Source organism: Streptomyces panaciradicis, assembly GCF_023516615.1.
In the GTDB taxonomy this organism is placed as follows: Bacteria; Actinomycetota; Actinomycetes; order Streptomycetales; family Streptomycetaceae; genus Streptomyces; species Streptomyces panaciradicis.
On the sequence record NZ_JAMGBF010000067.1, the window covers coordinates 38,839 to 63,074 of the forward strand.

A 24,236-nucleotide genomic window follows, 5' to 3' on the forward strand; every position below is an offset into this window, starting at 1 on the left:
AGCCGGGTGCGACACAGCTCAGGGCGCAACCTCCTCCCCTGTGACGGCGGTAACAGGGGAGCTTCGCAGGTCGCCGTATATGTCCACCTCCGATCGAATCCGATCGTCAACCAACCGTTTCCCGCCCGTTCATGCCGCGGCCTGCAGCTCCATCCGGGCCCCGAACTCCCTTACCACCGGCTCCTCCCGGTACGGCTCCAGGCGCTGCTGGAAGTCCTCCAGGTACTCGGCGCCCCGGTTGGAGCGCACGCTCTCCAGCAACTCCACCGCTTTCAGGCCGGTGTTGCAGGCCTGCTCGATCTCGCGCTGCTGCACCTGCGCGGTGGCCAGCAGCACGTACCCGATGGCCCGCCTGCGCGCCTTCGTCTCCGGCAGCCCGGCCAGCGACTCCTCCGCGCGCCGCGCCGCCGCCTCGGCCTGGCCGAGGTCGCGGTGGCAGTGCGCCAACTCGTCGGCGAGATAGGCCTCGTCGAAGTGCGCGATCCACACCGGGTCGTCCCCGGAGGCGGAGTCGGCCGACTCCAGCGCGCTCACCGCCCGCCCGGACGCCAGCTGGGCCGCCCGCACATCGCCCATCAGGGCGTGCCCGCGCGCCTCCGCCGCGTGGAACATGGACTCCGCGCGCGGGGTGACGCGCCCGCGCGCGCCCTCCTGCGCCGCCCGCGCCAACTGGGCGATCTCACGCGGGTTCCCGAGCTGCGCGGCGAGGTGGCTCATCGAGGCGGCCAGCACATAGCCGCCGTAGCCGCGGTCACCGGCCGCCTGGGCGAGCCGCAGCGCCTGGATGTAGTACCGCTGGGCCAGGCCGGGTTGGCCCGTGTCGACGGCCATGTACCCGGCGAGTTCGGTGAGCCGGGCGACCGCGGCGAACAGGTCGCGCCCCACCGCCTCCCGGTAGGAGCCCGCCAGCAGCCCGGAGACGACGCTGTTGAGGTAGTGCACGACGACCGGGCGCACATGCCCGCTGCCGTACTGGTGGTCGAGGTCCACGAGGGCCTGCGTCATGGCCTGCACGGCGGCCACGTCGGACTGGCCGACCCGCGGCCCCGCCGAGCGCGCCACCTGCGAGTCGGGCGAGGAGATCAGCCAGTCACGGCTGGGCTCGACCAGGGCGGAGGCGGCGACGGACGAGCCGGACAGGAAGTCCCGCCGGCCGACGTCGCTGCGCCACAGCTCGCAGACCTGCTCGATGGCCCCCAGCACCGTCGGCGAGAACTGCAGGCCGACGCCCGAGGCGAGGTTCTTGCCGTTGGCCATGCCGATCTCGTCGATCGTGACCGTGCGGCCCAGCTTGCGGCCCAGCGCCTCGGCGATGATCGCGGGCGCCCGGCCCCGCGGCTGCTGTCCGCGCAGCCAGCGGGCCACGGACGTCTTGTCGTAGCGCAGGTCGAGGCCGTGCTCGGCGCCGCACATGTTGACCCGGCGGGCGAGCCCGGCGTTCGAGCACCCCGCTTCCTGGATGAGCGCCTGCAGCCGTTCGTTCGGCTGCCGCGCGACGAGAGGCCTTGCGGCCATTGGCACTACCCCCTGTGGCTGCGGTGCCTGCCCACGCACCGAGTTGGCGTGTCTTCCACGGCCGGAACGCCTCGCCCTGGGAGGCGAGAAGATCCGGCCCTGAAGATCGATGCCCCGCCGACATGCGCAAAATGCGCGCCATGCGAGGAATTCCGAGGATTGCCGGGGTAAGGGCCTCTTGAAGGGAAGCCGTCCCCGTTCGTGGCTACCCAGCTCACGCCGTGGTTCCTCCCGCGCGCCCCCACACGTGCATCCATGCGCCCCGGACGAGGGATCGATGCCCCTCCCCCGCGCGCGTTACGCCCGTAACTCCAGGTGGGTGCGGGAGTTGTGTTCATCGTGGAAGAGACGATCGCGGGCACCGAAGCCGCTCAGATCCCGCAGCAGCGCGGCGAATCGCTGCTGGAGACCGCCGTACGCTACGCCGAGGAGCGCCACTGGGACGTCTTCCCCGGCACCTGGCTGGAAGCCGTCGACGGGGTGCAGCGCTGTTCCTGCGGTGACGCGGCGTGCGCCGCCCCGGGCGCGCATCCCGCGCGGGACGACTGGGCGACGCAGGCCACGGGCAGTGCGACCGTCGCGCGCCGGATGTGGCAGAAGCAGCCGACGGCGTCGATCCTGCTGCCGACGGGGCGTACGTTCGACGCGATCTCCGTGCCGGAGACGGCCGGGTTCCTGGCGCTGGCCCGCATGGAGCGCATGGAGCTGACGCTGGGGCCGGTCACGCTGACGCCGGACCGGCGGATGCACTTCTTCGTGCTGCCGGGCGCCTCGGTGAAGGTGCCGGAGTCGCTGCGCAGGCTCGGCTGGACTCCCTCCTCCCTCGATCTGGCGGTGCTCGGGGAGGGCTCCTACGTGGCCGCGCCGCCCACCCGGTTCGGCTCGCGCGGCGCCGTCCAGTGGGCCTGCCGCCCCACGCCCGCCAACCGCTGGCTGCCGGACGCGGAGGAGCTGACGTCGCCCCTGGCCTACGCGTGCGGCCGGGACAGGTGACGTGAGCCCGAGCGGCGGAGCCGCGGATCGGGTGCGGCCCGCATCCCTGAGCGGCGCCACCTGCCCGTAGGGTTCCTTCATGACCTCAGCCGCCGTACGCGTTCAAGGCCTCTGGAAACGGTTCGGGCAGCAGATCGCGGTCGCCGGGATCGATCTCGAGCTGCCCGCCGGCAAGTTCATCGGCCTCGTCGGGCCCAACGGGGCCGGGAAGACCACCACCCTCTCCATGGTGACCGGGCTGCTGCGGCCCGATCAGGGCACCGTCGAGGTCGTGGGGCACGACGTGTGGCGGGATCCGGTCGCGGTGAAGGCGCGGATCGGGGTGCTGCCGGAGGGACTGCGGCTGTTCGAGCGGCTGTCGGGCCGCGAACTGCTCGTCTACAGCGGCCGGTTGCGCGGACTGCCCGGCGCCGAGGTCGACAAGCGGGCCACCCAGCTGCTCGACGTGCTGGACCTGGCCGGTGCCCAGCACAAGCTCGTCGTCGACTACTCGACCGGCATGCGCAAGAAGATCGGGCTCGCGGCCGCCCTGCTGCACAACCCCGAAGTGCTCTTCCTGGACGAGCCGTTCGAGGGCGTGGACCCGGTGTCCGCGCAGACCATCCGGGGTGTGCTGGAGCGCTACACCGCCTCCGGCGCCACCGTCGTCTTCTCCTCCCATGTCATGGAGCTCGTCGAGTCCCTGTGCGACTGGGTCGCCGTGATGGCCGCCGGCCGCATCCGCGCCCAGGGCACCCTCGCCGAGGTCCGCGGTGAGGCCCCCTCGCTGCAGAAGGCGTTCCTGGAACTCGTCGGCGCGGGCGGCCGCGACACCGGTTCCGATCTCGACTGGCTGGGCGGCGGCGCGCGATGACGGCCACCGACGTCACCGCCGTCGTCGTACGGCTGAAGCTGTCGCTGCTGCGCAACGGACTGCGGCAGTCGGGCGGCCGGCGGGCCGCCTACGTCGTCTCCGCGGTCGTCGTCCTCCTCTTCGGGGCGCTGCAGCTGCTGGGCCTGGCCGCGCTGCGCGGACACGCGCACGCCGAGGCGGTGGTCGTCCTGCTGACGGCCGTCCTGGCGCTGGGCTGGGCGGTCATGCCGCTGTTCTTCCCCGGCGGGGACGAGACCCTGGACCCCACCCGCCTGGTCATGCTGCCGCTGCGCCCGCGGCCCCTGGTACGGGCCCTGCTGGCGGCCTCCCTCGTCGGCATCGGCCCGCTGTTCACCCTGCTCCTGCTGACCGGCTCGGTGATCACCGTCGCGCGCGGCGGAGCGGCGTACGCCGTCGGTGTCGTCGCCGTCGTGCTCGCGCTGCTGGTGTGCGTGGCCCTCGCGCGGGCCGTCGCCGCCGCCAACATCCGGCTGCTGACCAGCCGCAAGGGCCGCGATCTGGCGGTGCTCAGCGGGCTCGTCATCGCGATCGGGGCGCAGCTGGTCAACTTCGGTGCGCAGCGGCTGGGTTCGAGCGGCCTCAAGCAGCTCGCGCCGGCGGGCGACGTGGTGAAGTGGGTGCCGCCCGCCTCGGCGATCGGCGCGGTGGACTCGGTCAGCTCCGGGTCCTACGGGGTCGCCGCCCTGCAACTGGCGCTCAGCGCGGCTGCGTTGGCCGCGCTCATCGCCGTGTGGGCGCGGCACCTGACCCGGCTGATGACCTCGCCCGACGGCTCGACCCTGCAGGTGTCCGCCGAGCCCGCCGCGCGCGGCCGGGCCGGCTCCGGCCTGTCGCGCCTGCTGCCGGCCGGCCGCACCGGCACGGTCATGGAACGCAGCCTGCGGTATGTGTGGCGCGATCCCAAGACCAAGGCGGCCTGGGTGACGTCGCTGGCCATCGGGCTGATCGTGCCCGTCTTCAACGCCCTGCAGGGCACCGGCTCCGTCTACTTCGCGTGCTTCGCCGCCGGGATGCTCGGCATCCAGATGTACAACCAGTTCGGGCAGGACACCTCCGCGTTCTGGATGGTCGCGCTGACCATTTCCTCGGGCCGGGACGCCTACGTGGAGCTGCGCGGGCGGGCGCTCGCCCTGCTGGTGATCACGCTGCCGTACGCCACTTTCGTCACCGTCGTGACGACCGCGATGCTCGGCGACTGGCCCCGGCTGCCCGAGGTCCTCGGCCTGTCCTTCGCGCTGCTCGGCGCGATGCTGGCCACCGGCGCCTGGACGTCCGCCCGGTTCCCGTACTCCATCCCGCAGGAGGGCTACAAGAACGTGGCCCCCGGCCAGACCGGCCTCGCCTGGATCTCGATCTTCGGCGGCATGGTCTCGGCGGCCCTGCTGTCCGCGCCGGTCATCGCCGCCGCGATCTGGGCGAACGTGGCGCAGGGCGGCGACTCCTGGGGCTGGCTGCTGCTGCCGTTCGGGGCCGCGTACGGCGCGGCGATCACCTGGGCGGGCCTGCGTCTGGCGGCCCCACGCACGGCGGCCCGGCTCCCGGAGATCCTGACCGCGGTGAGCAAGGGGTGAGGGTCCAGGGCGACACGCGCCCTCAGGGGCTGGTGAGCACGGCGTCCAGGAACGGCTCGATCGCCGCCCGCCAGCCCTCCGGCTGGTCGTAGTGCACGAGGTGGCCGGCGTCGGCGACCTCCGCGTACTCCCCGGCGGGCAGCACCCGGACCATCTCCTGGGCCTCGGCCCGCCCCAGCTCGCCGTCGAGCCCCCGCACCACCAGCGCCGGGCACCGCACCTGCGCCAGCTCCTCCCAGTGCGCGTCGTAGACCCAGGTCTCCCGGGACTCGAGCATCTGGTCGGGGTCGAAGACGGGCTTCCAGCCGTCCGGGCCCTCGTGCATCACCTCGGCGTAGAACTCCCCGCGCGCGGGGTTGGGCCGCTCGACCCACGGGTCGTCCTCGCCGAACCACTTGCGCACGTCGGCCAGGGTGGCGAAGGGGACGGGCCAGGCCCGGAACCAGTCGGCCCACTCGCGCTGGGAGGCGGCGCCGAGGGCGGAGGCCCGCATGTCGCAGATGATCACGCCCCGCACCAGGTCGGGGCGCTTGGCGGCGAGCTGCCAGGCGGTCAGGGCGCCCATGGCGTGGCCGATGAGGACGGCCGGGGCGAGGCCGAGCTGTTCGAGGGCGGCCTCCGCGTCCTCGACGTACGCCTCCCGGGTGAAGGCGGCCCGTGGGGGCTTGTCGCTCTGGCCGTGGCCGCGCTGGTCGAGCGCGACGGCGCGGTGCCGCTCGGAGAGCCAGCGGGCGGTGGAGGCCCAGTGCGAGGCGCGGCCCATCAGGCCGTGCAGTAACAGGACCCCGGGCCCGTGCTCCTGCTGCGCCTGCGGGGCGGCCCGGTCCGGCGGGCCGGGCTGTTCCGGTACGAGGGTCGCGGGGTCCGCCTTGGGAGGGTCCCCGAACTCCCATGCCGCGAGGCGTACGCCGCCCGCCCCCGTCACGTCGATGCGTCGCGCCATGGTTCTGGCACCCCCCTAGCTCCGCTCGGACCGCTCGCTCCCGCTCGAGCCGGCCGGTCCTGTGAACCGTGTCCTGCCGTGCCGTGCAGCTGTCTGTACTGGTGCTTGTTCCGGTGCGTGTCCCGGTGCTGCCTTCCGCGGTGCACTCACTGCTGAAGCGCGGATTCCGCCCGCCCTGTCACTCGCAGACTATCGAATGGGTATTCGAAAATGCCTCGTCTGCCGACAACACCCCTCGTTCGAGTGACCGCACTCAGGGAATGATCGCCGCAGCCGAGGGGAGATTTTCAGCGGGAGGCGGACCGCTCGGGGAAACCGGTCCGAGGGGAATGACCCTGAGAGCTCGGGGCTCCGGGTCAGCACAGGGGAGGACAGGCCCCGGCGCCGCGAGGCGCCGGGGCCCTCCACACGTCTCCGGCACATCCTCCGCCCCCTCCGGTCATATGCCTCACGGGCAAGCCTCGCACGCGACCCGTCGAAGCGCTGCGATGCGACGCACTGAATCTCGGATTCCACGGACCGTCAAGACGCCCCCGACGCCTTCCCGCCCCCGCGGCCCGCCGTCCCGTCGCTCAGCGCTTGGCGACGAAGACGTGGGACGCCACGTCCGCCTCCAGCTCGGCCGCCTCTCCCCCGCTGCCGACCAGCACCCCGCCCGCCGACTCCGTCACGCTCACCACCGAACCGGGCTGCACCCCCGCCCGCCGCAGCGTGTACATCAGCTGCGCGTCCGTCTGGATGGGCTCGCCGATACGGCGCACCACCACCGTCTTGCCGTCGGCACCCGGGTCCAGGTCCGCCAGCGACACCATGCCCTCGTCCAGGAACGGGTCCGCGCCGTCCTTCTCGCCCAGCTCCTCCAGACCCGGGATCGGGTTGCCGTACGGCGACTCGGTCGGGTGCCGCAGCAGCTCCAGCACGCGCCGCTCCACCGCCTCGCTCATCACGTGCTCCCAGCGGCACGCCTCCGCGTGCACCTGCTCCCACTCCAGGCCGATAACGTCGACGAGCAGACACTCGGCGAGCCGGTGCTTGCGCATCACGCGCGTGGCGAGCCGCCGGCCCTCGTCCGTCAGCTCCAGATGCCGGTCGGCGGCCACGGCGACCAGTCCGTCCCGCTCCATCCGCGCCACCGTCTGGCTCACGGTCGGGCCGCTCTGGTCCAGCCGCTCGGCGATCCGGGCACGCATGGGGACCACACCTTCCTCCTCCAGCTCGAGGATGGTGCGGAGATACATCTCCGTGGTGTCGATCAGTCCGGACATACGTGCCCCTCGATGAGATCTGCCGGAAGCACGAACGGCATCCCGGCGCGTGCGCTGGCCCTGGACTCAATTCTGACGCATGGCACCGACAACCGTGCCGCACCGTGGAAACCACCGGGTTACGGGCGGGTACGGGACGACGACCGGTCCCGCCGCACCCTCCCGTCGCGGGGTCGTACGGCCGTATTGACACGGCACTGGTCCAGACCGCACCGTGATCCGCGACACGGACTCCGCACGGTGCGCCCCGAAAGGACCCGCATGAGCGACGGCAGCCTGGCCGACCAGTTCCTCGACGCCGCGATCGACCTCCTCCGGCGCGTACGCGACGAGCAGACGGAGTCCATCACGGCGGCCGGCACCCTGCTCGCCGACACCGTCGCCGCCGGCGGCCGCCTCTTCGCCTTCGGCGCGGGCCACTCCTCGCTGCCCGCCCAGGACGTCGTCTACCGTGCCGGCGGCCTCGCCCTGATGAACCTCCTCGTCGTCCCCGGCGTCGTGGGAGTCGACGTCATGCCGGCCACGCTCGGCTCCGCCCTGGAGCGCGTCGACGGCCTCGCGAGCGCGGTCCTGGACACCTCCCCGCTGCGCGCGGGCGACGCCCTGGTGATCATCTCCCTCTCCGGCCGCAACGCCCTGCCCGTCGAGATGGCCATGAACGCCCGCGCCCTCGGCGTGAAGGTCATCGGCGTCACGTCGGTGGCCTACGCGACCGAGACCCGCTCCCGCCACTCCTCCGGCACCTACCTGAAGGACCACTGCGACATCGTCCTCGACTCCATGATCGCCATCGGCGACGCGACCCTCGCCCTGGACACCGTCCCCGCCCCCTTCGCCCCCGCCTCGACCGTCGTCACCAGCGCGATCATGCAGGCGGTGATGGCCACGGCGGCCGGCTCCCTGGCGGACCGCGGCATCGAACCACCGCTGCTCCGGTCGGGGAACGTGGACGGCGGCCACGAGTGGAACGGACGGGTCATGAAGGAGTACGGGGACCGGATCTTCTACCGGCAGTAGGGCGCCGGAGTCGGCCGGGGGCCGGGGGCCGCCCGGCTACTCCCGGTCCACGACCCCCGCCAGATCGAGCACGGTCGCGATCCGCACCGCGACGTCCTCCGCGTACACGGCGTCGCTCCGCTCGAACGAACTCCGGCCGGCCCCGCGCAGAAACGTCACGACCCCCAGCGTCCGCCCCCGGCTGCGCAACACCGCGCACAGCGCGTGCACCGCGTCCGCCGGCCACTGCCGCCCCACGGCCCACTCCCGCGCCTTCTCCGCCGGCACCGACCCCGCACTGGCCCGCACCGACCCCGCCCGCTCCACGCACTGCAACGCCGGATGCCCCTGCCCGTAGCGCACCGGCAGCCCCGCCGCGCCCGTCAGCAGACTCGGCCCCGGAGCGCCGGACGGCGTCGCGGCGACCCGCACCAGCCGCACCGGCCCCTCCGCCTCCGCGTCGGCCACCGGGCCACCCGCCACCCGGTCGATCAGCGCGTGATCGGCGAACCCGGCCAGCGCGAAGTCCAGATGGATCGTCGCCGCCTCCCGCGGGTCCTCGCACTCCGCCGCCGCGCGGGCCGCGCGGTGCAGCTGGTTCGCCCGGAACCGCAGCAGCGACGCCTCCTGCTCGCCCTGCTTGCCCTCGGTGACGTCGACGAACAGCCAGCCGACCCCGAGCGGCACCGGCTCCTCGGCCAGCGGCGAGGCCAATCGCACGAACCCGCACCGCCAGCACCGCCGCTGCTCGCCCTCCGGCGCGCGCACGCTCACCCAGATCTCGGCCGGCGCGGGCGGCGCGCCCTCCGCCAGCACATGGGTGAGCGCGCTCTCCAGCTCCTCCACACCCTGCGCGAGCAACTCGCCCAGCGGCCGCCCGAGCGCGGACGTACGGCCGATGCCCAGCGACCGCGCGGCGTGCGCGTTCACCACCGCGGGCCGCAGATCGGCGTCCACCAGCACGACACCCCAGCTCGCGTCCTCGAACAGCGCCTCGCTCAGCGCGATGGACCGCTCCAGGTCGATCTGGGTGTGCACCTCGCTGAAGGCGCAGTACACCCCCGCGGGCTTGCCGTCCGGGCCCCGTACGGCCGCCGACTGCGTGCGTACGAGCACCCGTCCGCCGTCCTTGGTCAGCAGCGCGAACTCGTGCACCTGCCGTCCCGGGGCCTCCATGGCGGACATCAGCCGCCCCTCGACCTCCTCGGCGTCGGCCTCCCGCACGGCCCATCCGGCGAATCCGTGCCGTCCCACCGCCTCCGCCGCGGTCCAGCCGAGGATCCGCTCCGCCTCGCGGTTCCAGTGCGTGACGACACCGCCCGCGTCGAAGGCGCACAGGGCCGCGTCCATCCCGTCGAGCAGCGCCGCCAGCAGGTCCGAGCCGTCGGGACCCACGGGACCGTCCCGCTCGGGCTCATCGGGCCCCAGCTCGTCGGTGGTCCCACTATGCCGGGAAGCACTCACCTGGACCCCCTGCCAAGCCGCGTCCGCACGTACGGAACGCCGGTTCGCTCACTCGCAATCATCTAACTGGAACGTGACGCAGCACACACCGAGTTCCCACAAGATTGAGGGAATCGTTGCAAGCCGCCTCTGTCTCCAGCATCCGCCCACCGACGGCCGAAGATCAATCCATTGCGAGGCGCAGATCGATCCACAGGTCGCTCCCGCCGTCGAGCACGTACCGCTCGGTCTCCACGAACCCCCGCTTCCCGGCGAACCGCAGCCCGTCCTCGTTCACCGCCAGCACACACGTCTCCACGGCCCGCGCGCCCAGCACGCGCGCGTGGGCGAGCCCCCGCTCGTACAGGGCCGTACCGAACCCCCGCCCCCGGTACCCGGGCAGCACCCGGGCGATCACCGTCGCCGCCGCGTCCTCGCCCTGCGGCGGCCGCACGGTGGAACACCCGACGAGCACGTCCCCCAGGTACGCGTTCTCCATCCGGTACCGCGCGAGCCGCTCCCGCGCGTCGTCCAGCGACATCGCGGCGGGCGGCACGATCACGTTGTGCACGTGCCGCCACTCCTCCAGCATGTCCACCCCGTGCACGGCCTCGATCCGCAGCCGCGGCCGCCGCGCGTACACCTCGATCTCGATCCGCATCCGGGGATCGGCCAGCCCGCACACCATCATCGTCGCCGCCGGCCGCACCTGGCCGAACGCCCGCCGCAGCACCGGCCAGCAGGGCTCGAAGTCCTCCCGCTCGGGCAGCAGGTACCGCACCCGCACGACGTCCTCGAACCCGCACCCCGCCTCTGCGAGCGCGTCCCCGATGTTCCGCAGACACTGCTCGGCCTGCTCCACGACATCGTCGGAGATCGTCATGGCCGAGTAGTCGAACCCCGTGGTCCCCGACACATGCACCCACTCCCCGTCGACCACGGCCCGGGCATACCCGATCCGCTCCTCGAAGGAGGACCCACTGAGAATCGCACGCCGGTTCGTCATGGGCGGAACGCTACCGAGCGGCATCCGTCGACGGCTGTCGAAATTTCGGCTCTCGGAAAAAGAGGTTGATCCCCGGGCCGGGCCGTTCTTAATGTGTGGGCACACGAGAAGGGAGGTGGTTCGGCGAATGTATGAATACCGGACGCGTGAGGTGGCTGCGGGCTAGTGGCCCTGCACCACATCTAGTGCGGTGCCGGACCAGCGCGTGAGAGAAGCGTGCAGCCGGCCCAATCCCAAGCAGTCACCCGACCCGCGAGCTCGCCGGTACGTCCGGCCGGCTCCTCCGCCGAGGCGGAGGGACCAGAGCTCGCGGGTCGTCTGCGTGATGGGGGTCAGCCCGCGGCGATGCCGTCGTAGCCCTGGACCTCGCGCGGCGAGCGGGCGCCCGGGCCGACGTAGCGGGCGGAGGGGCGGACCAGGCGTCCGGTGCGCTTCTGCTCCAGGATGTGCGCCGACCAGCCCGCCGTACGGGCGCAGGTGAACATCGACGTGAACATGTGCGCCGGGACCTCGGCGAAGTCCAGCACGATCGCCGCCCAGAACTCGACGTTCGTCGCCAGCACCCGGTCGGGGCGGCGCGCGTGCAGCTCGGCCAGGGCGGCCTTCTCCAGAGCCTCGGCCACCTCGAAGCGGGGGGCGCCGAGCTCGCGGGCCGTGCGGCGCAGGACGCGGGCGCGGGGGTCCTCGGCGCGGTAGACGCGGTGACCGAAGCCCATCAGGCGCTCGCCCTTGTCGAGGGCCTGCTTGACGTACGCCTCGGCGTCGCCGGTGCGCTCGATCTCCTCGATCATGCCAAGGACGCGGGAGGGGGCGCCGCCGTGCAGCGGGCCGGACATGGCTCCCACGGCGCCGGAGAGGGCGGCGGCCACGTCGGCGCCGGTGGAGGCGATGACCCGGGCGGTGAAGGTCGAGGCGTTCATGCCGTGCTCGGCGGCGGAGGTCCAGTAGGCGTCGACGGCGGCGACGTGCTTGGGGTCGGGCTCACCGCGCCAGCGGATCATGAAGCGCTCGGTGATGGAGTGGGCCTTGTCGATCTCGCTCTGCGGGACCATGGGGCGACCCTGGCCGCGGGCGGACTGGGCGACGTAGGACAGGGCCATGACGGCGGCCCGGGCGAGGTCCTCGCGGGCCTGCTCGGCGTCGATGTCGAGCAGCGGTTTCAGGCCCCACACCGGCGCGAGCATGGCGAGCGCCGACTGGACGTCCACCCGGATGTCGCCGGAGTGCACGGGGATGGGGAAGGGCTCGGCGGGCGGCAGGCCGGGGTTGAAGGCGCCGTCGACGAGCAGCCCCCAGACGTTGCCGAAGGAGACGTGACCGACCAGGTCCTCGATGTCGACGCCCCGGTAGCGGAGGGCGCCGCCCTCCTTGTCCGGTTCGGCGATCTCCGTCTCGAACGCGACGACTCCCTCGAGTCCGGGTACGAAGTCGGACATCAGGCGGCTCCTCGTGATGGGTGGGGGCGGACGTACGGGCGGCTCGGCCACTGGATCCCCGGTCGGTCGTGCGACTCGCGGTCCTGGTGGCCACCCTGGTGATGCCCCGTGCGGCGGGTCGCTCAACCGGAACGACACCAGCACGATATCCCCCAGTGCCATATTTGGGGAGTCTTCGTGGCACTCAGTGCCATGCATTGGCCCCTGTAATGCCCGGCACCCTGCCGGACGGCACGCGTGCGTACGGCAAGATGACCGCGTGACCGATCGACACGCCGTCCCCCTCGATCCCGCCGCCATGCGCAAGCAGTACCGGGCCGAAGGGCTCGCCGAGTCCGATCTGGCCGCCACCCCGGTGGCACAGTTCGCGCACTGGTTCGCGCAGGCCGCGACCGAGGCCCATCTGTTCGAGCCGAACGCCATGGTGGTCTCCACGGCCGACGCGCAGGGCCGGCCGAGTTCCCGCACGGTGCTGCTGAAGGGCTTCGACGAGCAGGGTTTCGTCTTCTACACCAACTACGGCTCCCGCAAGGCCCTCGATCTCGCGGAGAACCCGTACGTCTCGCTGCTGTTCCCCTGGCACCCGATGGCCCGCCAGGTGATCGTCGGCGGCGTCGCCCGCCGCACGGGCCGCGACGAGACGGCGGCGTACTTCCGCACCCGTCCGCACGGCTCGCAGCTCGGTGCCTGGGCCAGCGCCCAGTCCAGCGTCGTCGCCTCGCGGGCGGAGCTGGACGCCTCGTACGCGGAGCTTGAGGCCCGCTACCCGGAGGGCGAGCAGGTGCCGGTGCCGCCGCACTGGGGCGGCTTCCGGGTGGCGCCCGAGACGGTGGAGTTCTGGCAGGGCCGGGAGAACCGGCTGCACGACCGGCTCAGGTACGTGGCGGAGGCGGACGGCAGCTGGCGGGTGGAGCGGCTCAGTCCGTGAGGACGCGGTCGAGGATGCTCGACCACTGGGCGATCACCCGGTCGCGGCGGCCGGTGTCGTCGGTGAGCAGGTTGGCCAGGCCGAGGCCGCGGGCCATGTCGAGCAGGCCCTGCACGGTCTCGCGCACGCCGGGGCGGGACTCGTCGGCGCCCAGCAGTTCCACCGCGATGCGGTGGGTCTCGCGGCCGACCCGCGCCTCCAGTTCGGTGACGCGGGGGCGCAGCGGTTCCTCGTTGGAGGCGGCCACCCACAGGTGCAGGGCGGCGCGGAAGAGGGGGCCGGTGTAGAGGTCGACGAGGGCGGCGACGACGGCCTGCCGGTCGTCGCCCGCGCCGTCGGGGAAGAGGGCGCGGATGGCCGTGGAGCGTTCCTCGGCGACGTATTCGACGGCCGCCGTGAACAGGTCCTCCCGGGTGGGGAAGTGGTGCTGGGCGGCGCCGCGGGAGACGCCGGCGCGTTCGGCGACGACGGAGACCGTGGAGCCGGCCCAGCCGTGTTCGGCGAGGCAGGCGACGGCGGCCTCCAGCAGGCGCTGCCGGGTGGCCCGGCTGCGGTCCTGCTTGGGGGCGCGCTCGCCGCGGTCGGCTGTGGTCACAGCACCCATGTGGGATCCCGTCGTTCCAGGAAGGCCGTCATTCCCTCGCGGGCCTGCGGGGAGGCGAACAGCCGGGCCGAGAGCGCGGTGAGACGGTCCGCGTCCCGGTCGAAGGCTTCCAGCACCTTAGCCGTGAGCAGTGCCTTCGTCTCGGCCAGGCCCTGGGGTGCGGCTCTGCGCAGGCCGTCGAGGACAGGTGCGAGTACGGCGTCGACGTCGTCGCCGGCCGCGGTGAGCAGGCCGATGCGGGCCGCCTCGGCGGCGTCGAGGCGTTCCCCGGTGAGGTAGTAGCGGGCGAGGGCGCGGGGGTCGGTGCGGGGCAGCAGGGGCAGGGAGATGACGGCGGGGGCCACGCCGATGCGTACTTCGGTGAAGGCGAACGTGGCCTCGGCGGAGGCGACCGCGATGTCGCATGCCGCGAGCAGGCCCAGGCCGCCGGCGCGGACGTGCCCGGTGACCCGGGCCACGACCGGTCGGGGCAGTTCGACGATCTGCCGCAGCAGTGCGACGAGCGCGTCGGGGTGCGGCGGGTCGCGCAGGTCGGCGCCGGCGCAGAAGGTGTTGCCGGTGTGGGTGAGGACGATCGCGCGGACGTCGCTGTCCTTGGCGCAGTCGGTGAGCGCGTCGGCGAGTTCGCCGACGAGGGCGGCGGACAGGGCGTTGCGGTTGGCCGGGGAGTCGAGGCTGAGGGTCTCCACTCCCCGTGCGCGGGTGCGTCCGATCAAGGTCATGTGTGCTCCTTCGGTGCCCGCAGTTCGCGGCGGAGGATCTTGCCGGAGGCGGCCCGGGGGACGGCGTCGATGAAGGTGACCTGGCGGACGCGTTTGTAGGGGGCGACGCGTTCGGCGACGTACATCATGACCTCGCCTTCGCTGAGTTCGGCGGCGGTGGGCTGGCGGACGACATAGGCGTGCGGGACCTCGTTGTGCTCGTCGTTGTAGGAGCCGATGACGGCCGCGTCGGCGATGCCGGGGTGGGTCAGCAGGAGCGCCTCGAGTTCGGCGGGGGCGACCTGGAAGCCCTTGTACTTGATGAGTTCCTTGACGCGGTCGACGACGAACAGCCAGCCGTCGGCGTCGACGTGGCCGACGTCGCCGGTGTGCAGCCAGCCGTCGGGGTCGATCATGGCGGCGGTGGCGTCGGGGTGGCCGAGGTAGCCCTTCATGACCTGGGGGCCGCGGATGAGGATCTCGCCGGGCTCGCCGACGCCGAGGTCCTTGTCGGGGTCGTCCAGGGAGACGATGCGCATCTCGGTGCCGGCGATGAGTTTGCCGACGGTGCCGGGCGGGGCGTCGCGCATGGCGTCGAGCGGGACGACGTGGGTGCCGGGCGAGAGTTCCGTCATGCCGTAGGCCTGGCCGACGGGCGGCAGGCCCAGGCGCCGGGAGCAGGCCTCGGCGAGGCTCGCGTCCAGGGGTGCCGCCGCGCTGGTGATGTGGGTGAGGGACGACAGGTCGTACTGCTCGACCAGGGGGTGCTTGGCGAGGGCCAGGACGATCGGCGGGGCGACGTACAGGCCGGTGATGCGGTGGTTCTGGATGGCCGCGAGGAAGGTGTCGAGTTCGAAGCGGGGCAGCACGACGACGGTGGCGCCGAGCCGCAGGGGTGCGTTCATCAGGGCGGTCAGGCCGTAGATGTGGAAGAAGGGCAGGACGGCGAGGATGCGGTCGCCGGGGCGAGCCGGCATGGCGGATTCCAGCTGCGCGAGGTTGGTGGCGATCTGCCGGTGGGTGAGCATCACCCCTTTGGGGATGCCGGTGGTGCCCGAGGAGTACGGCAGGGCGGCGATGTCCTCGGCGGGGTCGATGTCGACGACCGGTTCGGGGGCGGTGGAGCCCAGCATGTCGATCAGGGAGCGGTGTCCGGGGGCGCTGTCGCAGACGAGGATCTCCTCGACGCCGCCGGCGAGTTCGGCGGCCCGGCGGGCGGTGTCCAGCAGCGGCGAGACGGTGACGATCCAGCGGGCGGCGGAGTCCCCCAGCTGCTTGGCGAACTCCTCGGCGGTGGCGAGGGGGTGCACGGTGGTGACGGCGGCGCCCGCGCGGGTGGCGGCGTAGAAGGCGGTGGGGAAGGCGATGGTGTTGGGGCTGTGCAGGGCCAGTACGTCGCCCTTGCGTACGCCCGTCTCGGTGAGGGCGGCCGCGATGCGCCGGTGGAAGCGGTCGAGCTGTTCGTAGGTGAGGGTGGTGCCGTCGGTGCCGTCGATGAGGGCCGGGGCGTCGCCGTACTCGGCGGCCCGGGCCAGGACCGCGTCGTGGATGGGGAGGTCGACTGCGGACACATCTGCGTACTCGCTCCGGAACACGGTTCCTCCTAGTACGACTTGGGCAGGCCCAGGGTCTGGTGGGAGACGTAGTTGAGAATCATCTCCCGGCTCACCGGAGCAATACGAGCCACGCGTGCCGCCGTTATCAACCGGGCGAGCCCGAACTCGCGGGTGAGGCCGTTGCCGCCGAGGGTGTGCACGGCCTGGTCGACGGCCTTCACGCAGGCCTCGCCGGCCGCGTACTTGGCCATGTTCGCCGCTTCGCCCGCGCCGACGTCGTCGCCGGCGTCGTAGAGGGCGGCGGCCTTCTGCATCATCAGGCGGACGAGTTCGAGTTCGATGTGGGCCTGGGCGAGGGGGTGGGCGATGGCCTGGTGGGCGCCGATGGGGGTCTTCCACACGGTGCGTTCACGGGCGTAGGTGACGGCCTGGGCGAGCGCGTAGCGGCCCATGCCGAGGGCGAAGGCGGCCGTCATGATGCGTTCGGGGTTGAGGCCGGCGAAGAGCTGGAGGAGTCCGGCGTCCTCGTCGCCGACGAGCGCGTCCGCGGGGAGGCGCACGTCGTCGAGGGTGAGCTCGAACTGCCATTCCGCGGCGTTCAGTTCCATGTCGATGCGGCGGCGCTGGAAACCCTCGGTGTCGCGCGGCACGATGAACAGGCAGGGCTTGAGGGTGCCGGTGCGGGCGTCCTCGGTGCGGCCGACGATGAGGGTGGCGTCGGCGATGTCGACGCCGGAGATGAAGACCTTGCGGCCGGTGAGGAGCCAGTCGGTGCCGTCGCGGCGGGCGGTGGTGGTGATGCGGTGGCTGTTGGAGCCGGCGTCGGGTTCGGTGATGCCGAAGGCCATGGTGCGGGTGCCGTCGGCGAGGCCGGGGAGCCACTCCCGTTTCTGGGCGTCCGTGCCGAAGCGGGAGATCACGGTGCCGCAGATGGCCGGGGAGACGACCATCATGAGCAGGGGGCAGCCGGCGGCGCCCAGCTCCTCCAGGACGATGGAGAGTTCGGAGATGCCGCCGCCTCCGCCGCCGTACTCCTCCGGGAGGTTGACGCCGAGGTAGCCGAGTTTGGCCGCTTCGGCCCAGAGGGCTTCGCGGTCGTAGTCGCGGCCGTGGCGTTTGCCGAGGGCGGCGACGGCGGAGCGGAGGGCTTTGTGTTCGTCGGATTCGAGGAGGGGCATCAGGACTCCTTCGGGGTGCGGGTTGTGTGTGGCTGGTCGCGCTCGCGCGGCGGTAGCCGCAAATCGATACAGCCCCGCGCCCCTAAAGGGGCGCTTGCACCACCGCCAAGAGAGCGCCGGGCTCGACCTGCTGCCCCAGTCCCACGCGCAGCTCGCTCAGCGTGCCCGTGGCCGGGGCGGTGATCTTGTGCTGCATCTTCATGGCCTCCAGCCACAGCAGGGGCTCTCCGGCCCGCACCGCGGCTCCCACGGCCAGCCCGTCCGCCACCCTGACGACCGTGCCCGGCATGGGGGCGAGGAGGGAGCCGGGGGCGTGCTGGGCGGCCGGGTCGGGGAAGCGGGGCAGGGCGCGCAGGGCGGACGCGCCCACGTACACCTCGTCGCCGTACCGCGCCACCTCGAACTTCCGCCGTACGCCGTCCACTTCGAGGACGACGAGATCGGGGGCGGCGTGCACGACCCGGACTCCGTCGGCTTCCAGTCCGTCGCGGGTGTGCCGGTAGCGGACCTCGTGCTCCTCGCCGGCCATCGCGTACCGCTTCACCTGCGGCTGGGAGGGGACGTTGCGCCAGCCGCCGAAGCGGGAGGCGCCGTGGGCTTCGGCGAGGGCGGCGGCCAGCGGGGCGTGGGGGTCGGGGGCGGGGGTCGTCAGCTCGGGCAGGTGGCGGTCGTAGAAGGCCGTGTTCATACGGCCCCGCGTGAACTCCTCGTGGCGCAGGGAGCGGACGAGGAGGTCGCGGTTGGTGACGGGGCCGTGGACGGCGGCGCGTTCCAGGGCGCCCGCCAGGGCGCGCAGCGCCTCCGTGCGGGTGGGGGCGTGCGCGATCGCCTTGGCGAGCATGGGGTCGTAGTGGACGCCGATGGTGTCGCCGTCCGTGTAGCCGGTGTCGAGGCGGATGCCGTCCGGGAAGGCGAGGCGGTGCAGGGTGCCGGTCTGGGGGGTCCAGTCGGTCGCCGGGTCCTCGGCGTAGAGGCGGGCCTCGACGGCGTGGCCCCGCGCGGGGGGCGGCTCGCTCGCGAGGGCGTGGCCTTCGGCGACGCGGATCTGCTCGGCGACCAGGTCGATGCCGAACACGGCCTCGGTCACGGGGTGTTCGACCTGGAGGCGGGTGTTCATCTCCAGGAAGTGCGCCCGGTCGCCGGCGACCAGGAACTCGACGGTGCCGGCGCCGACGTAGTCCACGGCGCGGGCGGCGCGTACCGCCAGCGCGGCCAGTTCCTCCGTGAGCTTCTCGGAGAGGCCCGGCGCGGGCGCCTCCTCGATCACCTTCTGGTGGCGGCGCTGCAGGGAACAGTCGCGGGTGCCCAGTGTCCACACGGTGCCGTGGGTGTCGGCGAGGACCTGGACCTCGACGTGGCGCCCGCCCTCCAGGTACGGCTCGACGAACACCTCTCCGTCGCCGAAGGCGCTCGCGGCCTCGGCGCGCGCGGCCTGCAGTGCGGCGTCCAGCTCCTCCAGGCGGCGCACGATCCGCATGCCGCGCCCCCCGCCGCCCGAGGCCGCCTTCACCAGCACCGGCAGGTCGGCCTCGGTCACGTCCTCGACGGCCAGCGGGGCGATGCCCATGAGGTCCTTGGCGCGGGTCTTGGACGCCATCGCCTCGATGGCGTCCGGCGGCGGGCCGATCCAGACGAGCCCCGCGTCGAGGACGGCGCGGGCGAAGTCGGCGTTCTCGGAGAGGAAGCCGTAGCCGGGGTGCACGGCGTCCGCGCCCGCGGCGACGGCGGCCTTCACGATGAGGTCGCCGCGCAGGTAGGTGTCCGCGGGCGCCGCGCCCGGCAGCCGTACCGCCGTGTCGGCCACGCGCGTGTGCAGGGCGCCCTCGTCGGCGTCCGAGTGCACGGCGACCGTGCGGATGCCCAGATCGTGGCAGGTGCGGAAGACGCGGCAGGCGATCTCGCCCCGGTTGGCGACGAGCAGTGTCGAAATCACGTGATCCCTCACATCCGGAAGACGCCGAAGCCGCCGCGGGCGCCCTCGTACGGTGCCGTGTGGACGGCCGACAGGCACAGGCCGAGGACGGTGCGGGTGTCGCGCGGGTCGATGACGCCGTCGTCGTACAGCCGCCCGGACAGGAACATGGGCAGCGACTCGGACTCGATCTGCTGCTCGACCATGGCGCGCAGGGCGGCGTCCGCGTCGTCGTCGTAGGGCTGTCCCTTCGCGGCGGCCGACTGGCGGGCGACGATGGACAGGACGCCGGCGAGCTGCTGCGGGCCCATCACGGCGGACTTGGCGCTGGGCCAGGCGAACAGGAAGCGGGGGTCGTAGGCGCGCCCGCACATGCCGTAGTGCCCGGCGCCGTAGGAGGCGCCCATGAGGACCGACAGGTGCGGCACCCTCGAGTTGGAGACCGCGTTGATCATCATGGCGCCGTGCTTGATGATGCCGCCCTGCTCGTACTCCTTGCCGACCATGTAGCCGGTGGTGTTGTGCAGGAACAGCAGGGGGATGTCGCGCTGGTTGGCGAGCTGGATGAACTGGGCGGCCTTCTGCGACTCCTCGCTGAACAGCACGCCCTGGGCGTTGGCGAGGACGCCGACGGGATAGCCGTGCAGGGTGGCCCAGCCGGTGGCCAGGCTGGTGCCGTACAGCGGCTTGAACTCGTCGAAGTCGGAGGCGTCGACGATCCGGGCGATCACCTCGCGCGGGTCGAAGGGGACCTTGAGGTCGCCGGGGACGATGCCGAGCAGTTCGTCGGCGGCGTACTTCGGGGGCTCGGCCGGGCCCGGATCGCCGTACGCCTTGCGGTGGTTGAGGCGGGCCACCACGCGCCGGGCCTGGCGCAGGGCGTCCTGCTCGTCGACGGCGAAGTAGTCCGCGAGCCCGGACACGCGCGCGTGCATCTCGGCGCCGCCGAGCGACTCGTCGTCGCTCTCCTCGCCGGTCGCCATCTTCACCAGCGGCGGTCCGCCGAGGAAGACCTTGGCGCGCTCCTTGACCATGATCACGTGGTCGGACATGCCGGGGATGTAGGCGCCGCCCGCGGTGGAGTTGCCGAAGACGACGGCGACGGTGGGGATGCCGGCGGCCGACAGCCGGGTCAGGTCGCGGAAGATCGCGCCGCCCGGGATGAAGATCTCCTTCTGGGAGGGCAGGTCGGCGCCGCCGGACTCCACCAGGCTGATGCAGGGCAGCCGGTTGGCGAGCGCGATGTCGTTGGCCCGCAGCGCCTTCTTCAGCGACCAGGGGTTGCTGGCGCCGCCGCGCACGGTCGGGTCGTTGGCGGTGATCAGGCACTCGACGCCCTCGACGACGCCGATGCCGGTGACGAGCGAGGCGCCCACCGTGTACTCGCTGCCCCAGGCCGCGAGCGGGGAGAGCTCCAGGAACGGGGTGTCGGGGTCGAGGAGCAGTTCGATGCGTTCGCGGGCGAGCAGCTTGCCGCGCCCGCGGTGCCGGGCGACGTACTTCTCGCCGCCGCCCGCGAGCGCCTTGGCGTGCTCGGCGTCGAGGTCGGCGAGCTTGGCGAGCATGGCCTCGCGGTTCGCCCGGTAGTCGGGACCGGCGGTGTCCAGGCCGGAGTTGATCACCGTCACAGCAGGTCCTCCGGGATGTCCAGGTGGCGGGAGCGCAGCCATTCGCCGAGGGCCTTGGCCTGCGGGTCGAAGCGGTGCTGGGAGGCGACGCCGGCGCCGAGGATGCCCTCGACGACGAAGTTCAGGGCGCGCAGGTTCGGCAGGACGTGCCGGGTGACGGGCAGGTCCCGGCTCTCGGGGAGCAGGTCGCGGAAGCGGTCCGCCGTCAGCTCGTGGGCGAGCCAGCGCCAGGCGGCCTCCGAGCGCGCCCACACCCCCACGTTGGCGTTGCCGCCCTTGTCCCCGCTGCGGGCGCCCGCGACGAGCCCCAGGGGAGCGCGGCGCACGGGCCCGGCGGGAAGCGGCTCGGGCGGCGCGGGCTCGGGCAGGTCGTCGAGTACGAGGGTGTCGTGGGCCGGCGGCACGGCCACCCGGCGCCCGTCGTGCAGGACGGCCGCATGGGCGACGGTGTCCTGGGGGACGTAGGCGTCCTCGAAGACCCCGAAGGGCATGCCCTTTCCGGGCGGGGCGAGGACGTGGAAGCCGGGGTAGCTGGCCAGCGCCAGCTCGATGGCCGCGGCGGTCAGCGCCCGTCCGACCTGCCGTTCGTCCGGGTCGCGCACGACGAGCCGCAGCAGGGCGCTCGCCGTCTCCTCGGTGGACGCGTCGGGCCGGTCGGTGCGGGCCAGCTCCCAGCGGACGTCGGCGACCTTGCCGAGCGCGGGTGCCATCTGCTCGCGCACCAGGGCGGCCTTGGCCTCGATGTCGAGGCCGGTGAGGACGAAGGCGACCTCGTTGCGGAAGCCGCCGAGGCGGTTCAGGCCGACCTTGAGGTCGGGGGGCGGGGCCTCGCCGCGCACGCCCTCGATCCGGACGCGGTCGGGGCCGTCCTGGGTGAGGCGGACGGTGTCGAGGCGGGCGGTGACGTCGGGCCCGGCGTAGCGGGCGCCCGCCGTCTCGTACAGCAGTTGCGCGGTCACCGTGCCGACGTCGACGAGGCCGCCGGTGCCGGGGTGCTTGGTGATGACGCAGCTGCCGTCCTCGTGCAGCTCGGCGAGCGGGAAGCCGGGCCGGCGGACGTCGCCCTCCTGGAAGAAGGCGTAGTTGCCGCCGGTGGCCTGGGTGCCGCACTCCAGCACGTGCCCGGCGACGACGGCGCCCGCGAGCCGGTCGTGGTCGCCGGGCCCCCAGCCGAAGTGGGCGGCGGCGGGCCCGGTGACCAGCGCCGCGTCCGTCACCCGGCCGGTGACGACGACGTCCGCGCCGGCCCGCAGGCACGCGGCGATGCCGAACCCGCCGAGGTAGGCGTGGGCGGCGAGGCTGTCCGGATGCAGGGCTTTGAGATCGTCGCCCTCGACGTGGGCGACGCGCACGGGGATGCCGAGCCGGTCGGCCAGTTCCCGTACGGCGTCGGCGAGCCCGGCCGGGTTGAGGCCGCCGGCGTTGGCGACGATCCGGACGCCGCGCTCGTGGGCGAGGCCGAGGCACTCCTCCAGCTGGCGCAGGAAGGTCCGGGCGTACCCGGCGGCGGGGTCCTTCAGGCGGTCCCGCGCCAGGATGAGCATGGTCAGCTCGGCGAGGTAGTCACCGGTGAGGACGTCCAGCTCGCCGCCGGTGAGCATCTCCCGCACGGCGTCGAAGCGGTCGCCGTAGAAGCCGGACGCGTTGCCGACGCGCAGCACCGTCACGGGGTGTCCCCCTTCGCCTGGCGGCCCTTGCCGGGCGGGCCCGCGAAGGCCTGCGCGATGTCCAGCCAGCGGTCGGCGTCGGGGCCGGCGGCGCGCAGGCCGAGGTCGGAGCGGTGGGCCCGCTGGGTGACCAGGAGGCAGAAGTCGAGGGCGGGGCCGGTGACGCGGTCGGCGGCGTCCTCGGGACCGTAGGTCCACAACTCGCCGGAGGGGGCGGTCAGCTCGACGCGGAACTCCTCGAACGGCACGGACATGCCGTGCACGCCGAAGGCGAAGTCGCGGGTGCGGACGCCGAGGCGGGCGATGTGGCGGAGCCGGTCGGTGGGGGTGCGCTCGACGCCGAGGGCTTCGGCGACGTCCATGCCGTGGGCCCAGGTCTCCATGAGGCGGGCGGTGGCCATCGAGGCGGTGGACATCGGCGGCCCGTACCAGGGGAAGCGGGCGCCCTCGGGCGCGGCGCGCAGGGCCTTCTCCAGCGCCTCGCGTCCGGCCCGCCAGTCGGCGAGCAGTCGCTCGGGCGGCTTGCGCGCGCCGTCCTCCGCGCCCTCGTCCACGAAGTCCCCCGGCGCGGCCAGGGCCTTCTCGACCTCGCGGGAGAAGGCGTCGTGGTCGGTCACGGCCAGCACAGAGGAGTGGTCGGTCCAGGCGAGGTGTGCGATCTGATGAGCGACGGTCCAGCCGGGGGCGGGGGTCGCGAGGGCCCACTGCTCGGGGCTCAACTCGGCCACGATCAGGTCGAGTTCCTCGCTCTCCGCACGCAGGGCGTCGATGACGGGCGTCGGGTCAGCCATGGGTCGAGCATGGCACCGCCCCAAGAAACAAGCAAGCATGCTTGCATTAATTTGCACGCCGGGTGCCCTCGGCACCCTGCGGGTGGGCGTCGGGCTTCGGGGGTCGCCGGGAGTCGGGGGCCGCCTACGGCGTCAGGAGCCGAAGGTCACCGCCGGGACATCAGGCCCCGGTACCGGGCCCAGGCGGCCGGCGTCAGGGGGTCAGGCTTCTGGGGCCGTTGCCGGGAGCTTTGCTTTGCCTCGGCCTATCTGGGTTCTGACCGCTCCCATGCTTGCCGCGATGACCAGGGCGATCGCCGCGACCTGGACGGCGGACAGGGTCTGGCCGAGGACGAGGAAGCCGGCCGAGGCCGCGAGGGCCGGTTCCAGGCTCATCAGGATGGCGAAGGTGGAGGCGGGCAGCCGGCGCAGGGCGAGCAGTTCCAGGGTGTAGGGCAGCACCGACGACATCAGGGCGACGGCCGCGCCCAGCCCGATGGTCACCGGGTCGGTCAGCTTGGACCCGGACTCGGCGATGCCCAGCGGGAGGACGAGCAGCGCGCCCACCGCCATGGCCAGCGCCAGCCCGTCGGCCTGCGGGAACCGCTGCCCGGTGCGCGCGCTGAAGACGATGTACGTCGCCCACATGGCGCCCGCGCCGAGCGCGAAGGCCACGCCGACGAGGTCGAGGTCGCCGAAGCCCCCGCCGCCGAGGAGGAAGACGCCGGCGAGGGCGAGGGCGGCCCACAGGGCGTTGAGCGCCCGGCGGGAGGCCAGCACCGACAGGGCCAGCGGCCCGAGGACCTCCAGGGTGACCGCGGCGCCCAGCGGGATGCGGACGAGGGCCTGGTAGAACAGGCCGTTCATCGCGCCGAGGGTGACGCCGAAGACGATCACCGTGCCCCAGTCGGCGCGGGAGTGGCCGCGCAGCCGGGGCCGGCAGAACACCAGCAGCACGACGGCCGCCGCGAGCAGCCGCAGCGTGACGACGCCCAGCGCGCCGGCCCGCGGCATCAGGTTCACCGCGACCGCGGCACCGAACTGCACGGAGACACCGCCCGCCAGCACCAGGCCGACCGGGCCGAGGGAGCCGCCGGGGCGCGGCGGACCGCCGACGGCCTGCGACGCGGCGGGAGTGGTCGTGCTGGAGCTGGTCACGGGCTGTCCAGGGTGCTCGGCTCGGGTTTCGTTCAGCGTGATGTACTGCCGAGTCCAGGCTAATAGCCTTTGTCAGGCCCGTAAACCCGGTA

20 protein-coding genes are annotated in these 24,236 nt (G+C 73.0%); 5 read left to right on the forward strand and 15 right to left on the reverse strand.

The features are described 5' to 3' along the window. Window positions 1–129: 129 nt before the first annotated feature. The gene (locus M8J74_RS22360) at window positions 130–1,515 is read right to left on the reverse strand and encodes an NsdA family TPR-like regulatory protein (protein ID WP_058924705.1); all 1,386 of its coding nucleotides are present in this window, start codon (window positions 1,513–1,515) and stop codon (window positions 130–132) included. Between the two features lie 330 nt (window positions 1,516–1,845). Between M8J74_RS22360 and M8J74_RS22365 the strand changes: the two genes are divergently transcribed. The 3 genes from M8J74_RS22365 (at window position 1,846) to M8J74_RS22375 (ending at window position 4,953) form a co-directional block, all read left to right on the forward strand. Beyond that, window positions 1,846–2,508, forward strand: coding sequence for a bifunctional DNA primase/polymerase (locus M8J74_RS22365; protein WP_249838149.1), 663 nt, complete (start codon window positions 1,846–1,848; stop codon window positions 2,506–2,508). A gap of 79 nt (window positions 2,509–2,587) precedes the next feature. Beyond that, window positions 2,588–3,361 carry an ABC transporter ATP-binding protein gene (locus M8J74_RS22370; protein ID WP_249838150.1) on the forward strand — a complete coding sequence of 258 codons (774 nt, stop codon included), beginning with the start codon at window positions 2,588–2,590 and terminating at the stop codon, window positions 3,359–3,361. Then, window positions 3,358–4,953, forward strand: a complete 1,596-nt coding sequence (locus M8J74_RS22375; RefSeq protein ID WP_249838151.1) for a transporter — start codon at window positions 3,358–3,360, stop codon at window positions 4,951–4,953. The genes M8J74_RS22370 and M8J74_RS22375 overlap by 4 nt, the downstream gene beginning before the upstream one ends. 22 nt (window positions 4,954–4,975) lie before the next feature. Here M8J74_RS22375 and M8J74_RS22380 read toward each other — a convergent pair whose 3' ends face one another. Both M8J74_RS22380 and M8J74_RS22385 read right to left on the reverse strand, forming a co-directional pair. Next, window positions 4,976–5,896 (reverse strand): alpha/beta fold hydrolase, encoded by a 921-nt coding sequence (locus tag M8J74_RS22380; RefSeq protein WP_249838152.1) that lies wholly within the window; start codon window positions 5,894–5,896, stop codon window positions 4,976–4,978. A gap of 572 nt (window positions 5,897–6,468) precedes the next feature. Continuing rightward, complete coding sequence (locus tag M8J74_RS22385; protein WP_058924701.1) at window positions 6,469–7,161, reverse strand: iron-dependent transcriptional repressor DtxR; 693 nt, start codon at window positions 7,159–7,161, stop codon at window positions 6,469–6,471. A gap of 261 nt (window positions 7,162–7,422) precedes the next feature. On the opposite strand from M8J74_RS22385, the gene M8J74_RS22390 reads away from it, so the two are divergent. After that, window positions 7,423–8,178 carry an SIS domain-containing protein gene (locus M8J74_RS22390; protein WP_249838153.1) on the forward strand — a complete coding sequence of 252 codons (756 nt, stop codon included), beginning with the start codon at window positions 7,423–7,425 and terminating at the stop codon, window positions 8,176–8,178. Window positions 8,179–8,214: 36 nt separating this feature from the next. Here M8J74_RS22390 and M8J74_RS22395 read toward each other — a convergent pair whose 3' ends face one another. From M8J74_RS22395 to M8J74_RS22405, 3 genes are all read right to left on the reverse strand, one after another. Next, complete coding sequence (locus M8J74_RS22395; protein ID WP_249838154.1) at window positions 8,215–9,621, reverse strand: PAS domain-containing protein; 1,407 nt, start codon at window positions 9,619–9,621, stop codon at window positions 8,215–8,217. A gap of 163 nt (window positions 9,622–9,784) precedes the next feature. Further along, window positions 9,785–10,606, reverse strand: a complete 822-nt coding sequence (locus M8J74_RS22400; protein WP_249838155.1) for a GNAT family N-acetyltransferase — start codon at window positions 10,604–10,606, stop codon at window positions 9,785–9,787. A gap of 332 nt (window positions 10,607–10,938) precedes the next feature. Further along, window positions 10,939–12,042, reverse strand: a complete 1,104-nt coding sequence (locus M8J74_RS22405; RefSeq protein ID WP_058924697.1) for a citrate synthase 2 — start codon at window positions 12,040–12,042, stop codon at window positions 10,939–10,941. Between the two features lie 259 nt (window positions 12,043–12,301). Here M8J74_RS22405 and pdxH point away from each other — a divergent pair, with 259 nt between their 5' ends. Continuing rightward, window positions 12,302–12,970 (forward strand): pyridoxamine 5'-phosphate oxidase, encoded by a 669-nt coding sequence (gene pdxH / locus M8J74_RS22410; RefSeq protein ID WP_249838156.1) that lies wholly within the window; start codon window positions 12,302–12,304, stop codon window positions 12,968–12,970. On the opposite strand, the gene M8J74_RS22415 is transcribed toward pdxH, so the two are convergent. From M8J74_RS22415 to M8J74_RS22455, 9 genes are all read right to left on the reverse strand, one after another. Continuing rightward, window positions 12,960–13,574 carry a TetR/AcrR family transcriptional regulator gene (locus M8J74_RS22415; protein WP_249838157.1) on the reverse strand — a complete coding sequence of 205 codons (615 nt, stop codon included), beginning with the start codon at window positions 13,572–13,574 and terminating at the stop codon, window positions 12,960–12,962. The two genes, pdxH and M8J74_RS22415, sit on opposite strands and share 11 nt — an antisense overlap. After that, window positions 13,562–14,296 carry an enoyl-CoA hydratase family protein gene (locus tag M8J74_RS22420; RefSeq protein WP_249838158.1) on the reverse strand — a complete coding sequence of 245 codons (735 nt, stop codon included), beginning with the start codon at window positions 14,294–14,296 and terminating at the stop codon, window positions 13,562–13,564. The genes M8J74_RS22415 and M8J74_RS22420 overlap by 13 nt, the downstream gene beginning before the upstream one ends. Beyond that, window positions 14,293–15,870: a 4-coumarate--CoA ligase family protein gene (locus M8J74_RS22425; protein WP_249838159.1), complete on the reverse strand. Its 1,578-nt coding sequence runs from the start codon at window positions 15,868–15,870 to the stop codon at window positions 14,293–14,295. Before M8J74_RS22425 ends, M8J74_RS22420 begins: the two co-directional genes overlap by 4 nt. 8 nt (window positions 15,871–15,878) lie before the next feature. After that, window positions 15,879–17,009 (reverse strand): acyl-CoA dehydrogenase family protein, encoded by a 1,131-nt coding sequence (locus tag M8J74_RS22430; RefSeq protein WP_249838160.1) that lies wholly within the window; start codon window positions 17,007–17,009, stop codon window positions 15,879–15,881. 82 nt (window positions 17,010–17,091) lie between these two features. Continuing rightward, complete coding sequence (locus M8J74_RS22435; RefSeq protein ID WP_249838161.1) at window positions 17,092–18,942, reverse strand: acetyl/propionyl/methylcrotonyl-CoA carboxylase subunit alpha; 1,851 nt, start codon at window positions 18,940–18,942, stop codon at window positions 17,092–17,094. Window positions 18,943–18,950: 8 nt separating this feature from the next. Beyond that, window positions 18,951–20,549 carry an acyl-CoA carboxylase subunit beta gene (locus M8J74_RS22440; RefSeq protein ID WP_058924690.1) on the reverse strand — a complete coding sequence of 533 codons (1,599 nt, stop codon included), beginning with the start codon at window positions 20,547–20,549 and terminating at the stop codon, window positions 18,951–18,953. Further along, window positions 20,546–22,216, reverse strand: a complete 1,671-nt coding sequence (locus M8J74_RS22445; RefSeq protein WP_249838162.1) for an acyclic terpene utilization AtuA family protein — start codon at window positions 22,214–22,216, stop codon at window positions 20,546–20,548. The genes M8J74_RS22440 and M8J74_RS22445 overlap by 4 nt, the downstream gene beginning before the upstream one ends. Beyond that, window positions 22,213–23,007, reverse strand: a complete 795-nt coding sequence (locus M8J74_RS22450; RefSeq protein WP_249838163.1) for a TIGR03084 family metal-binding protein — start codon at window positions 23,005–23,007, stop codon at window positions 22,213–22,215. The genes M8J74_RS22445 and M8J74_RS22450 overlap by 4 nt, the downstream gene beginning before the upstream one ends. 201 nt (window positions 23,008–23,208) lie before the next feature. Beyond that, window positions 23,209–24,144: an EamA family transporter gene (locus M8J74_RS22455; protein WP_249838164.1), complete on the reverse strand. Its 936-nt coding sequence runs from the start codon at window positions 24,142–24,144 to the stop codon at window positions 23,209–23,211. Window positions 24,145–24,236 lie beyond the last annotated feature (92 nt).

Coding starts and splice junctions, on each gene's coding strand:
- M8J74_RS22360 (WP_058924705.1), bottom strand. CDS start 1,515: ATGGCCGCAAGGCCTCTCGTCGCGCGGCAGCCGAACGAACGGCTGCAG.
- M8J74_RS22370 (WP_249838150.1), top strand. CDS start 2,588: ATGACCTCAGCCGCCGTACGCGTTCAAGGCCTCTGGAAACGGTTCGGG.
- M8J74_RS22375 (WP_249838151.1), top strand. CDS start 3,358: ATGACGGCCACCGACGTCACCGCCGTCGTCGTACGGCTGAAGCTGTCG.
- M8J74_RS22380 (WP_249838152.1), bottom strand. CDS start 5,896: ATGGCGCGACGCATCGACGTGACGGGGGCGGGCGGCGTACGCCTCGCG.
- M8J74_RS22385 (WP_058924701.1), bottom strand. CDS start 7,161: ATGTCCGGACTGATCGACACCACGGAGATGTATCTCCGCACCATCCTC.
- M8J74_RS22390 (WP_249838153.1), top strand. CDS start 7,423: ATGAGCGACGGCAGCCTGGCCGACCAGTTCCTCGACGCCGCGATCGAC.
- M8J74_RS22400 (WP_249838155.1), bottom strand. CDS start 10,606: ATGACGAACCGGCGTGCGATTCTCAGTGGGTCCTCCTTCGAGGAGCGG.
- M8J74_RS22405 (WP_058924697.1), bottom strand. CDS start 12,042: ATGTCCGACTTCGTACCCGGACTCGAGGGAGTCGTCGCGTTCGAGACG.
- M8J74_RS22415 (WP_249838157.1), bottom strand. CDS start 13,574: ATGGGTGCTGTGACCACAGCCGACCGCGGCGAGCGCGCCCCCAAGCAG.
- M8J74_RS22420 (WP_249838158.1), bottom strand. CDS start 14,296: ATGACCTTGATCGGACGCACCCGCGCACGGGGAGTGGAGACCCTCAGC.
- M8J74_RS22430 (WP_249838160.1), bottom strand. CDS start 17,009: ATGCCCCTCCTCGAATCCGACGAACACAAAGCCCTCCGCTCCGCCGTC.
- M8J74_RS22450 (WP_249838163.1), bottom strand. CDS start 23,007: ATGGCTGACCCGACGCCCGTCATCGACGCCCTGCGTGCGGAGAGCGAG.